This window comes from Micromonospora arida, assembly GCF_003857035.1.
Taxonomy (GTDB): domain Bacteria; phylum Actinomycetota; class Actinomycetes; order Mycobacteriales; family Micromonosporaceae; genus Micromonospora; species Micromonospora arida.
In genome coordinates this window covers 1-12,101 of record NZ_QGSY01000320.1, presented here as the reverse complement: position 1 = coordinate 12,101, position 12,101 = coordinate 1, and the positions used below count along the sequence as shown (strand labels likewise).

Below are 12,101 nucleotides of genomic sequence, written 5' to 3'. Positions count from 1 at the left end.
TCCGGTTACTTGGTCAGGGCAGGGTCCACTTCTGGTTGGCCGCGTTGAGGCAGGTCCAGAGGTGCACGATGGTGCTGTCGGCGGAGTTGTTGCCGGAGACGTCCAGGCACTTGCCCGACGACGGGTTGCGCAGGGTGCCGTCGGACGCGGCCGCCCAGTTCTGCGCGCCGCTGCCGTTGCAGGTCCAGAGCTGGATCTTGGTGCCGTCGGCGGTGCCGCTGCCGGAGACGTCCAGGCACTTGCCGAGCGCCTTGATCGTCGAGTTCGGCGTCACGGTCCAGGTCTGCGCCGTGCTGCTGTTGCAGGTGTAGATCTGGATCTGCGTGCCGTCGGCGGTGCCGGCGTTACGCACGTCCAGGCACTTGCCGGCGAGACCCTTGATCGGGCCGACACCGGTGCCGCCGCTGCTGCCCTTGACCAGGGTGAAGTCGTCCAGGTCGAAGAGCCCCGTGCCGCTACCGGTGAAGGTGAGGTAGAGGTTCTGGGTGCTGGACGGGACGTTGGACAGCGCCGTGGAGACGTTGGCGTAGGTCGTCCAACTGCCGGTGTTGGGCACCGCGACCGTGCCGAGCACCGGGCCGGTGGCCGAACCGGTGCGCACCTGGATGGCGCCACCCGCGCCGCCGGAGACGACCCGGGCCGTGAACGAGGTGACCCCGGCCAGGTTGACCCCGTTGTACGCGGCCCAGTCGCCCGGCTCGATGTAGCCGAGGGTCTGCCCGCCGTTGGCCCCCGCCTTGGTGAACGCGGAGACACCGCTGGCCGAGCTGAACGCCTCGGCCTGGATCGTGCCGGTGGGCGGCGGCGTGGTGCCCAGCTCCTTGATCCGGATGTTGCGGAAGGAGGCGTCGTCACCGGTGCCGTGGTTCTGGATGCCGATGTGACCGGCCAACGAGCGGACCGGGTTGGTGTTGGTGAAGTCGTTGATCTTCACCCCGTTGAGGAAGATCTGTAGCCGCTCGCCCTCGACCAGCAGCTCGTACGTGTTCCACTCCCCCGGCGCGTTCAGCGCCGCGTCGCGGGCGGCGATGTCGGCGGACTTGAAGGTGTAGACCGCGCCGGTGGTGCGGTCGGTCGCGTCGGTGGCGTCGATCTGGATCTCGTACCCGTTGTCGACGGCCGACCACGGGTCACTCGACGGTGGGAACCCGATGAAGATGCCGGAGTTGTCGTCACCGGCCAGCTTCCAGTCCAGCTTCAGCGAGTAGTTGGTGAACTGCTTGGCGTTGTACCAGTACAGCCCCATGCCGCCGACCGAGGTCAGGGTGGCGTCGGTGTTGGTGAAGCTGCCCGGGCCGGCCTGTGACCAGCCGGCCGTCGAGCCGTTGAACAGCGGGGTGTAGCCGGTCTCGGGCCGACAGTCGGCCTTGCTCCGACCGGAGGCGTACCGGATGCCGCCGAGCAGGTGGTTCCGGAACCCCGACTCCGCGTACGACGCCTGGGTGTGCCCGGCCCCGGTGTAGAAGGACCGGCCGCCGCTGTAGCTCTTGCACCAGCTCAGCGGGTGGTCGGCACCCATCCCGCCGCCCGAGTACGACGACTCGTCAAGGGTGGCCAGCACGTGGGCGCTCGACCGGGCGTTGGTGCGGTAGTTGTACCACTCGTCGGTGCGGGTCCAGGTCTGCGGCAGGTGAGCGGTGGCCGCGTGGCCCCGGTCCTCCACCTTCATGTTGGCCTGCTGGATCGCGGGGTGCGAGGCGAACCACGCCCCCACGAGGTTGCCGTAGAACGGCCAGTCGTACTCGGTGTCGGCTGCGGCATGCACACCCACGTATCCGCGGCCGGAGCCGATGTACGACTCGAAGGCGGTCTGCTGGCTGGCGTTGAGCACGTCGCCGGTGGTGTTGAGGAAGACGACCGCCTCGTACTGGTTGAGGTTGCTCGTGGTGAACGCGGCGGCGTCCTCGGTCGCGGTGACGGTGAAGTTGTTCGCCGCGCCGAGGTCGCGGATGGTCTGGATGCCGACCGGGATCGCGTCGTGCCGGAAACCAGCGGTCTTGGAGAAGACCAGCACGTCGTACGGGGCGTCGGCGGCGCTGGCCGGGGTGGCCGGGGTGGTGCAGGCGATGACGGCGAGTGCGGCCATGGCCGCACCGAGGACGGGTCGCAGGCGTCTGCGCATATCGCTCTCCTAATTGCGGTTAGGAGGGGCCCCTCGCATCACACTAGGCGTTGTCGAAGGGCCCCTCCCGCCAGCTCAGGGCAGGGTCCACTTTTGGTTGGCGGCGGCGGTGCAGGTCCAGAGGTGGACCACCGTGCTGTCAGCGGAGCTGTTGCCGGAGACATCGAGGCACTTGCCCGACGACGTGTTGCGGAGGGTGCCGTCGGCCTGGGCCGCCCAGTTCTGCGCGGCGGTCCCGTTGCAGGTCCAGAGCTGGATCTTCGTGCCGTCGGCGGTGGCAGCACCCGACACGTCCAGGCACTTGCCCAACGACTTGATCGTGGAGTTGGGGGTGACCGCCCAGGTCTGCGCGGCACTGCCGTTGCAGGTGTAGATCTGGATCTGCGTGCCGTCAGCCGTGGCGGCGTTGCGCACGTCCAGGCACTTGCCGCCGAGGCCCTTGATCGCCCCGGCCCCACCGGCCGGGGGCGTCCCGGTGACGAAGGTGAAGGCGTCCAGGTCGTAGAGCGCCCCGGTGCCCGACCCGGCGAAGGTCAGGTAGAGCGTGGTCGTGCCGGTCGGCGGGTTGCTGATCGTCCCGGTGACCGTGGTGAAGGTTTCCCAGCCGCCGGTCACCGGGACCGTGGCCGAGCCGAGCACGGTGCCGGTGGCGGAACCGGCCCGGACCTGGAGGGTGCCACCGGCGCCCGCCGAGGAGACCCGGGCGTTGAACGAGGTCACGTTGCCCAGCCGGTACGGCTGGAACGCGATCCAGTCGCCGTTGTTGATGTCGCCGACGGTCTTGCCACCCTCGGCCGGGGTCTTGCTGAACACGTTGATCCCCGACGAGGTGCCGTAGAACTCGGCCTGGCGGTGCCGCGGCGGCAACGTGTGCTGGGTGTGCGTGGTCAGCCCACCGGCGTCGGTGTACTCGGCGTCGAAGATCGCGAAGATGTTCGCCGCGTCGTCGTGCTCACCGTCGACCGGGATGGTGATCGAGCCCGAGCAACCGGTCTTCGAGGTGATCTGGTGCCCGTGCTGGTCGTGCCCGAGCACGTAGGTCATCTTGACCTTCGTGCAGTCGATGGTGCCGTCCTCCGGGTCGGTCACCGTGATGCTGTACGCCACCGTGTCCCCGAAGCCGAACAGCTGACCGTTGCCCGGGTTGTTGATCGTGACCGTGGGCGCGGTGTTGCCGACGCTGATCTGCACGCTGCTGCTGCCGGTGGCGCCCTGCGGGTCGCGCACCGTCAGCGTGGCGGTGTAGGTGCCGTTGGCGCTGTAGGTCTTCGTCGGGTTGGCGGCGGTCGAGGTGGTCCCGTCACCGAACGCCCACGCGTAGGTCAACGCGCCGCCCTCGGGGTCGGCCGAGCCGGCCGAGGAGAACGTCACCGCGAGCGGGGCCGCGCCAGAGGTGCGGTTGGCGCTGGCCTTCGCGGTGGGCGCCCGGTTGCCGCCGCCGACGTAGTCGAAGCGGTAGAGCGCCGAGTTGGCGTCACCGTTGAAGTAACCGGTGCCGTAGTCGAGCACGTAGTACGCGCCGTCCGGGCCGAACGCCGAGTCCATCACCTGCTTGCCGACCCACGGGAAGGTGTCGATGGTGCCCCGGGAGCCGTCGGAGTTGACGTGGATCGGCTTGATCCAGCCTCGGCCGAACTCGGTGGCGAAGAACTGCCCGTCGAACGACTGCGGGAACTTGGTGGTGGAGGTCGACGAGGCGTTGTACCGGTAGACCGGGCCGCCCATCGGCGACTCGGAGCCACCGCCGAACTCGGTCGGGGTGCCGGCGTCGCCGGCGTACCGGATCCAGGCCGGCTGGGCCGGCGGCAGGGTGGTCAGGCCGGTGTTGCGGAACGAGTTGTTGGTCGGCCCGCCGGTGCAGTTGTACTTCGCGCCGCTGGCGCTGGTCGCGAAGTCGAACTCGTTGTACGTCTCGGTGGCGGTGTTGGTGCCGGTGCAGTACGGCCAGCCGTAGTTGCCCGGTGCCGCGACCCGGTTGAACTCCACCTGGCCGGACGGCCCGCGGGTGGAGCTGGTGGAGCCGGCGTCCGGCCCGTAGTCACCGACGTAGACCACCCCGGTGGCCTTGTCCACGCTGATCCGGAACGGGTTGCGGAACCCCATCGCGTAGATCTCCGGCCGGGTCCTGGCCGTGCCGGGGGCGAACAGGTTGCCCGACGGGATGGAGTACGTGCCGTTGGCGTTCACCTTGATCCGCAGGATCTTGCCGCGCAGGTCGTTGGTGTTGCCGGCGCTGCGCTGCGCGTCGTACGCGGGGTTGCGGTTGGTCCGCTCGTCCAGCGGTGAGTAGCCGGACGACTCGAACGGGTTCGTGTCGTCGCCGGTGGACAGGTAGAGGTTGCCGGCGGCGTCGAAGTCGATGTCGCCACCGACGTGGCAGCACACGCCCCGGCTGGCCGGAACGTCGAGCACGTCGACCTTGCTGGCCTGGTTGAGCGTGAAGTCCGAGTTGAGGGTGAACCGGGAGAGCCGGTTGACGCCGTTCCAGGCCGAGAAGTCGGTGCCGGTGGCCGGCGCGTCGCCGCCGGGGGTGGAGAGCGGCGGGGCGTAGTAGAGGTAGATGTAGCGGTTGCTGGCGAAGCCCGGGTCGACCCCGACGCCCTGCAACCCCTCCTCGTCGTGCGTGTAGACCGACAGGGTGCCGATCACGGAGGTGGTGCCGTTGGCGTCGGTGCGGCGCAGGGTGCCGTTGCGGGCGGTGTGCAGGACCGACCGGTCCGGCAGCACCGCCAGCGACATCGGCTCACCCATGTCGGTCACGCCACGGGCCAGCTCGACCTGCTGGAAGTCGCTGGCGACGATCGTATGTGCCTGGGCGGGGGCCGAGCCGGCGGCGAAGGTGACCGTGCCGGCGGCGACCGCCAGCAGCAGCGCGGATCCGGCGGAGAACCATCGTCGGGACCGTTGTCTGGGAGCGTCCTTCATGGACATCTGTGCTGTCCCTTCCTGACGTGTGACTGCCAGGCCGGGCGCGCGCCGTCGCGCCGGATGCCGTAGCGGTGGTGGGGGGTCGATGGGTTACCGCGCCGCCGGTTCACCTCGACGAAACATTGTCGTGTTGGTCACGACACTAAGTCGCACGTGTCGATGTGTCCATACCTTCCGGCGGTTCAGCATCAACTTTTGTCGATTTGATCGAAAGTCGCCGGTCAGGCGCGTCGGTCGATCGCCTGCCCGGCCAGCGCAACCAGGGCCGCGCGGGCCTCATCGGCCACCATGGCGTCCTGCAGGGCCGAAAGCGCGGCCTCGGTCCGGACCCGGATCATCTGCTCGATCCGCTCCCGCGCGCCGGTCGCCTCGATGATGTCGCGCAGCTCCGCCGCGCCCTCGGCGTCCAACGCCGGGTTGCCGAACAGCTCCCGCAGCCGGATGGTCTGCGGCCGGTCGGCGGCGCTGCGGGCCAGCGCCATCATGACGGTGGGCTTGCCCTCACGCAGGTCGTCCAGGACCGACTTCCCGGTGACCGCCGGGTCACCGAACACGCCCAGGACGTCGTCGCGGAGCTGGAACGCGTCACCCAGCGGGTCACCGAACTCGCCCAACGCGGCGATCAACTCCGGCCCCGCGCCGGCCAGTGCCGCACCGATCTGCAACGGCCGGGTGACCGTGTACCGGGCAGCCTTCATCCGGATCACGGTGAGCGCGCTGGCCACCGACCCGTCGCCCACGCCCGAGACCAGGTCCAGGTACTCCCCCGCGATCACCTCGGTACGCATCAGCGCGAAGACGCCGTACCCCCGGTGCACCTGCTCGGTGCTCAGCCCGCACTCGTGGAACATCTGATCCGACCAGGCCGCGCAGAGGTCACCGCAGAGCAGCGCGGTGTTGCGGCCGTACGCCTCGGGGTCACCGCGCCACGACGAGCGGGCGTGCAGGTCGGCGAAGAGCCGGTGCACCGACGGCTCACCCCGGCGGCGGTCGCTGCCGTCCAGGATGTCGTCGTGGATCAGCGCGAACGCGTGGAACAGCTCCAGGGCCGCCGCGGCCACCACGATCGGGGTGCCGTCGGCCGCGCCCGCGCCGCGCCAACCCCAGTAGCAGAAGAGGGGTCGTATCCGCTTGCCGCCGGCCAGCACGAACCGTTGCAGCGCGGTGAACACCCCCCGCGGCGCCCCGTCCGGCCAGTCCGGACCCTGCCGGCTGAGAAACCCGGCCAGCTCCGCGTCGAAGCGCGCCCGCAGGCCGCTGGTGTCGGTGGGCGCGACGGTGACCGTCATGAACCCTCCCCCGAACCGCCCGCATCGCCGGGGCTCAGCCCGGCCAGCTCCAGCAGCAGCGCCTTGACCTCGGTCGCCGCGATCTTGTCCCGGGCCGCGGTCGGGTCGGAGCAGAGCAGCACCGGGCCGTCCGCCGGGTCGTCCGGCAGCCGCCCGTGCGAGCCCCGCACCGCCCGCGCGCCGGCATCGAGGCCGACCGCGCTCATCAGGTACCGCATGCCGAGCTTCTTGCGGGCCAGGGCGACCCCGGCCCGGGCCTTCGCGGCACCGGGGTTGGCCGGGTCGAAGAACAGCTCCGCCGGGTCGTAACCCGGCTTCCGGTGAATTTCCACGAGCCGGGCGAAGTCCGGTGCCTGGGCGTCGTCCAGCCAGTAGTAGTAGGTGAACCAGGCATCCGGCTCGGCCACCAGCACCAGCTCACCGGCGCGCGGATGGTCCAGCCCGTGTGCGGCCTTGCCCTCGGCGTCGAGCACCTCGGCCACCCCGGGCAGGCCGGCGCAGAGCTTCGCCACCGCCGGCACGTCGGCCGGGTCCCGGACGTAGACGTGCGCGATCTGGTGGTCGGCGACCGCGAACGCCTTCGACGTCCACGGGTCGAGGTACTCCATGCCCGCCTGGGTGTGCACCCGCAACAGGCCCTCGGCGCGCAGCAACCGGTTGACGTCCACCGGCCGGGACACGTCGGTGATGCCGTACTCCGACAGCACCACCACTGTGGCGTCCCGAGCCCGGGCGGCGTCCAGGAGCGGGCCGAGCACCGCGTCCAGCTCGGCTGCCGCCGCGGCGGCCTGGGCCGACGAGGGACCGAAGCGTTGCAGGTCGTAGTCCAGGTGCGGAACGTAGACCAGGGTCAGGTCGGGTGACACGTCGGCGAGGATCTGCTCGGCCGCCTGGCAGATCCACCGCGACGACGGCAACCCGGCCGTCGGCCCCCAGTAGGTGAAGAGCGGGAAGGTGCCCAGCCTCCCGGTGAGCGCGTCGTGCAGCTCCGGCGGGTCGGTGTAGCAGTCCGGCTCCTTGCGCCCGTCGGCGTAGTAGACCGGGCGGGGCGTCACCGTCCAGTTGACGTCGGCGCCCATGGCGTACCACCAGCAGACGTTGGCCACCGTGTAGCCGGGTTCGGCCCGACGGGCGGCCTGCCAGAGCTTGTCCCCGCCGACCAGCGCGTTGTGCTGCCGCCACAGCAACACCTCGCCCAGCTCCCGGAAGTACCACCCGTTGCCGACGATCCCGTGCCCGCTGGGCTGCTCGCCGGTGAGGAACGTGGACTGCACCGAGCAGGTCACGGCGGGCAGCACGGTGCCCAGCTCGGCCCGGAAGCCGCCGTCGGCGACCCCACGCAGTCGAGGCATGTGCGCCAGTAGTCGGGGCGTCAACCCCACCACGTCGAGGACCACCAGTCGCCGGCTCATCGCGTCACTCCCATACTCACGGTTCGCTCTGCGGTCAGGCCGAGGCCGACCAGTTCGTCCCGGGCGAAGGCCAGCTCCGCGGCGATGCCGGCGGCCAGCTCCGCGTCGGTGCCGGGCCGTCGTGCGGCCGGCAGCACCCCCCAGGTGTACGTCTCGACGTCGAGGTGGTCGCAGCCGGCGGTCGGGCCGTCGAAGAGCGCTCTCAAGGCCGCACGAAGCACCGGCAGGGTCGAGCCGAGCGGCTCCTCGGGTGGGGCGTGCAGCGGCACGTGGTAGTGCACCCGCCACGGCCCGGGCAGCGCCCGCTCCAATGCCTCGTCCAGGTCGTCGGCCGCGTACGTCGGCTCGGCCGGGTCGGCCAGACCGGCGCAATCGGCGCCCCGGGTCTGGTGCAGGAAGCGCGGCTCCACCCAGCGGTGCAACGCTTCGGCGTCGCGGGCCGGGTCGGCGGCCTCGACAGCGGCCGAGACCTGCACCTTCACCACCGGCAGTCCGGCCGCCCGCAGTCGGTGCAGCGCCTCGGCCGGCTCCTCCCAGGCGCAGGCCAGGTGGGCGAGGTCGACGCAGACACCCAGTCGTTCGGTGTCCATCCCGGACAGCAGCGCGGCCGCCTGACCGGTGCTCTCCACCACACAGCCGGGCTCGGGCTCGAAGGCGACGCGCACCTCACGGCCGGTGTCCCGTTGCACGTCGGCCAGGCCGGCGGCGAGCTGGTCCAGTCGGCGTCGGGCCGCGTCGGCCCGATCGGTGTCCCACGGTTGACGCCAGGCCAGCGGCAGCGTGGAGATCGAACCCCGGGCGGCATCGTCGGGCAGCAGGTCGGCGAGGACCCGGGCCAGGTCCAGGGTGTAGGTCAGGCGCTGCTCGGTGGTCCAGTCCGGGTGGTACACGTCCTGCTTGACCACCGGGGCCTGGAAGGCCGCGTACGGGAAGCCGTTGAGCGTGACCACCTCCAGGCCGCGCACGTCCAGCTCGGTGCGCAACCGGCGGCGCAGCGTCTGGTCGGCGGCCAACTCGGCGGCGACCGGGGCGGCCAGCCACAGGCCGAGCCCGAGCAGGTCGCTGCCGAGCGCCTCGCGGACCGGCACCGCGTAGGTGTCCAGTTGACCGAGGATGCCGGTGAGGTCCTCGGCCGGGTGCACGTTGGTGCAGTAGCCCAGGTGGACGGTCTCGCCGCCGGCATGTCGCAGCCGCATCAGCTGCCGCCGCGCAGGATCGAGTTGCCGGTCTGCGGGTCCACGGCGGCGGCGGCGTCCAGGTCGCTGAGGTCGAGCCGCCCCGACTGCCCGTAGAACTCCACAGGGTTTCGCCACAGCACCTTGTCGACGTCGTCGTCGCTGAAGCCGGCCGCGAGCATCGCCTCGCCGGTGGCTCGGGTCAGCAGCGGATCGGAGCGCCCCCAGTCGGCCGCCGAGTTGACCAGCATCCGTTCCGTGCCGTATTCCCGCAGCAACTCCACCATCCGCTGCGGCGTCATCTTGGTGTCCGGGTAGATGGAGAAACCCAGCCAGCAGCCGCTGTCGCGGACCAGCTTCACTGTCACCTCGTTGAGGTGGTCGACGACCACCCGACCCGCGTCGATGCCTGACTCGGCTACCACCGCGAGGGTCCGGTCGCAGCCGCGCGCCTTGTCCCGGTGCGGGGTGTGCACCAGGGCCGGCAGGTCGTACGCCACAGCGAGGGCGAGCTGCGCCGCGAACGCCTCGTCCTCCTCGGGCGTCATCGAGTCGTACCCGATCTCGCCGACCGCCACCACCGCGTCCTTGTCCAGGTAGCGGGGCAGCAGGTCGAGGACCGGCCGGCAGCGCGGGTCGTTGGCCTCCTTGGGGTTCAGGGCAATGGTGGCGAAGTGGCGCACCCCGAACTGCCCGGCCCGGAACGGCTCCCAGCCGATCAGCGAGTCGAAGTAGTCGGTGAACGAGGCCGCGCTGGTGCGCGGCTGACCCAGCCAGAACGCCGGCTCCACCACCGCGCGCACTCCGGCGGCGGCCATCCGTTCGTAGTCGTCGGTGGTGCGTGAGGTCATGTGGATGTGGGGGTCGAAGATGCGCATTCACGCCTCCCGGGGCAGTGCGGCGGTGAGCCGGTGGAGCAGGTCGTTGGCGTCGGCGGGCAACTCCCGGCCGGCGGCGTGCCGTTCGGCGGCCAGCGCGGCCAGCATCGCGGTCAGCTCGCCGTCGGCCCGGGTGTCCAGGTCGGCCACGTTGGCCAGGGGGACGCCGCTGAACACGCACTTGAGCACCGCCTGCCGCCAGGCGGCCTGGTCGAGGTGCCGGGCGTACGGGCCGATCGCGGCGGCGACCAGCCGGGTGTCGTTGGTCCGGATCGCGTCGTGCAGCAACGGGACCCCGTCGGCGCCGATCGGCAGCAGCGGCAGGGCGCGCAGCACGGCTCGTCGCTCGGCCGCGTCACCGTGCTGGTAGAGACGCTCGGCGTACGCCGCGTGCTCGCCGGGCAGGCTGGTGAGCAGCAGCACCCGGGCCGCGTCGTCGGCGGTCCAGCCGGGGACGTCGGGCAGCGCCGCCCGCCCGCAGCGTCGGCCGGCGGCGGGAAAGAGCCGGGTGATCGCAGTGGGCTCGGTGGTGACCCGGCGCAGCGCCGTGTCCAGCCAATCGGGATCGGGTACGCCTCCCAGCGCGGCCCGCAGTGAATCCGGTGTCATCCCGTCTCCTCCCTTGTGCTGCTCGCCGGTGCCCCGCCACCCTTTGCTCTGCACCTATATATGCACCGGGGCCTCTTTGGCGGGTGTCGCCTCGGCGGGTGCAGAGCAAAGCGTGCGGGCAGGGTCGTTATCGGTGGCCGCGGCGGCACGCAGGAACTCGATCGACCGGGCCGCCACGGCGGGTGCGGCGTGCGAGTCGCGGGGCAACTCCACAGCGACCAGCCCCTGGTAGCCGGCCGCCGCCAGGGCGGCCAGCACCGGCGGGAAGTCGATCTCGCCGACGCCGAACTCCAGGTGCTCGTGCACGCCTCGGCGCATGTCGTCGATCTGCACGTTGACCAGGTGGTCGGCCACCTCGGCGACGCACTGCGGCACCGGCCAGGGCTCCAGGCACCGGCAGTGGCCGATGTCGAGGGTGATGCCGAAGCGGGCCGGGTTCTCGAGAGCGGCGTGCAGCCGACGCCAGTCCGCGATGTCCTGCACCAGCATGCCCGGCTCCGGTTCGAAGCCGAGGGTGACGCCGGCGGCGTCGGCCGCGTCGACCACTGTGGCGCAGCCGGCCACCAGCCGGTCCCAGGCGCACTGCGGTGACACCGACTCGGGTCGGACACCGGCCCAGAACGAGACCGCCTCCGCGCCCAGGTCGGCACCGATCCGCACGGCCCGGCGCAGGAACTCGATCCGCCGGGTCGGGTTGTCGTGCAGCAACGTCGGGGCGTGCTTCTGCCACGGGTCGAGCAGGTAGCGGGCTCCGGTCTCGATGACCACCGCCAGGCCCAGCGACTCCAACCGTCGACCGACAGCGGCGACCCGGCGGGTGAGCCCGGGCGCGAACGGATCCAGGTGGTCGTGGTCCAGGGTGAGCGCCACCCCGTCGTAGCCGAGGTCGGCGATGACGGCGAGCGCGTCGTCGAGGCGGTGGTTGGCGAAGCCGTTGGTGCCGTACCCGAGACGCAGCGTGGTGGCGTCGGCGGCCGGCGCACCGGGCCGTGGCTCGGGGACGCTCATGTCGGGGAGACCTTCCGGGCCAGCCGTCGACCCAGCGGCGCGGCCGCCGCGACGGCCACCCCGAGCAGACCCGCTCCACCCCGTGCGGTGAGCGCCCCCTGGAGGGCCGGCAACCCGGTGATCCCGGCGCCGACGGCCGCGCGGACCCGCCCGGCCGACGGGTCCCGGACCACAGCGGCCTGGGCCGCGCCGTACCGGGCGGCGTACCACCCGGCCAACACCGCGGGCAGCAGCGCCGAGATCGTGGCCGACCGGCTGCGACCCGCGCGCACGCCGGTTCCGTCGACGGTCCCGGCCCGGTCGGTGGCCCCGGCGGGGTTCGCGGTTCGGAGGGCTGCGTGGCGGGCGCCCGGCACGGCCACGGCGGCACTGGCGGCGACCAACGCGGTGCCGGCGAGGGTGCGCATCGGCAGGGTGGCGTCGGCGCCGGTGACCTCCCGGCGGGACAGCGCGGTGACAGTCCAGGTGTGCGCGGCGACGGTGGCCGCCGCCGGCAACGCCCGGCTCATCCGGCCGCCGGACGCGCCGAGCAGCACGTCCAGCCCTCGGCAGGCGGCCATCACGGCCGGGCCCGCCGCGGTGTTCTTGGCCAGCAGGTCGTACCCCCAGATGGTGGCGGCCAGCGGCACGGCGAGCGCGGCGGCGCGGCGACCGCCCACGGCGGCGGCCAGGCCCACGCC

General features: G+C 71.7%; 9 protein-coding genes. All 9 read right to left on the bottom strand.

The features are described 5' to 3' along the window. Positions 1-13: 13 nt before the first annotated feature. Positions 14-2,122, bottom strand: coding sequence for a ThuA domain-containing protein (locus DLJ58_RS31780; protein ID WP_124862298.1), 2,109 nt, complete (start codon positions 2,120-2,122; stop codon positions 14-16). Positions 2,123-2,197: 75 nt separating this feature from the next. Next, positions 2,198-5,053, bottom strand: coding sequence for a PQQ-dependent sugar dehydrogenase (locus tag DLJ58_RS31775; protein WP_208741444.1), 2,856 nt, complete (start codon positions 5,051-5,053; stop codon positions 2,198-2,200). Positions 5,054-5,271: 218 nt separating this feature from the next. Beyond that, positions 5,272-6,339: a polyprenyl synthetase family protein gene (locus DLJ58_RS31770; protein ID WP_124862295.1), complete on the bottom strand. Its 1,068-nt coding sequence runs from the start codon at positions 6,337-6,339 to the stop codon at positions 5,272-5,274. Continuing rightward, a complete protein-coding gene (locus DLJ58_RS31765) occupies positions 6,336-7,751 on the bottom strand; it encodes an alkaline phosphatase family protein (protein ID WP_124862292.1) in 1,416 nt (471 codons plus the stop codon). The genes DLJ58_RS31770 and DLJ58_RS31765 overlap by 4 nt, the downstream gene beginning before the upstream one ends. Further along, positions 7,748-8,947 (bottom strand): metabolite traffic protein EboE, encoded by a 1,200-nt coding sequence (eboE, locus tag DLJ58_RS31760; protein ID WP_124862290.1) that lies wholly within the window; start codon positions 8,945-8,947, stop codon positions 7,748-7,750. The genes DLJ58_RS31765 and eboE overlap by 4 nt, the downstream gene beginning before the upstream one ends. After that, positions 8,947-9,804 (bottom strand): TatD family hydrolase, encoded by an 858-nt coding sequence (locus tag DLJ58_RS31755; RefSeq protein WP_124862287.1) that lies wholly within the window; start codon positions 9,802-9,804, stop codon positions 8,947-8,949. The genes eboE and DLJ58_RS31755 overlap by 1 nt, the downstream gene beginning before the upstream one ends. Beyond that, positions 9,805-10,413: an EboA domain-containing protein gene (locus DLJ58_RS31750; protein WP_124862284.1), complete on the bottom strand. Its 609-nt coding sequence runs from the start codon at positions 10,411-10,413 to the stop codon at positions 9,805-9,807. A gap of 54 nt (positions 10,414-10,467) precedes the next feature. Beyond that, positions 10,468-11,421, bottom strand: coding sequence for a sugar phosphate isomerase/epimerase family protein (locus tag DLJ58_RS31745; protein WP_124862281.1), 954 nt, complete (start codon positions 11,419-11,421; stop codon positions 10,468-10,470). Then, positions 11,418-12,101 (bottom strand): UbiA prenyltransferase family protein (locus DLJ58_RS31740; RefSeq protein WP_124862278.1); only part of this gene is annotated, 684 nt, incomplete at its 5' end. The genes DLJ58_RS31740 and DLJ58_RS31745, both read right to left, overlap by 4 nt.

Excerpts from the sequence above, each read along its gene's own strand:
- DLJ58_RS31780 (WP_124862298.1), bottom strand. The coding sequence starts at position 2,122 with ATGCGCAGACGCCTGCGACCCGTCCTCGGTGCGGCCATGGCCGCACTC.
- DLJ58_RS31750 (WP_124862284.1), bottom strand. The coding sequence starts at position 10,413 with ATGACACCGGATTCACTGCGGGCCGCGCTGGGAGGCGTACCCGATCCC.
- DLJ58_RS31755 (WP_124862287.1), bottom strand. The coding sequence starts at position 9,804 with ATGCGCATCTTCGACCCCCACATCCACATGACCTCACGCACCACCGAC.
- DLJ58_RS31765 (WP_124862292.1), bottom strand. The coding sequence starts at position 7,751 with ATGAGCCGGCGACTGGTGGTCCTCGACGTGGTGGGGTTGACGCCCCGA.
- eboE (WP_124862290.1), bottom strand. The coding sequence starts at position 8,947 with ATGCGGCTGCGACATGCCGGCGGCGAGACCGTCCACCTGGGCTACTGC.
- DLJ58_RS31770 (WP_124862295.1), bottom strand. The coding sequence starts at position 6,339 with ATGACGGTCACCGTCGCGCCCACCGACACCAGCGGCCTGCGGGCGCGC.
- DLJ58_RS31745 (WP_124862281.1), bottom strand. The coding sequence starts at position 11,421 with ATGAGCGTCCCCGAGCCACGGCCCGGTGCGCCGGCCGCCGACGCCACC.
- DLJ58_RS31775 (WP_208741444.1), bottom strand. The coding sequence starts at position 5,053 with ATGTCCATGAAGGACGCTCCCAGACAACGGTCCCGACGATGGTTCTCC.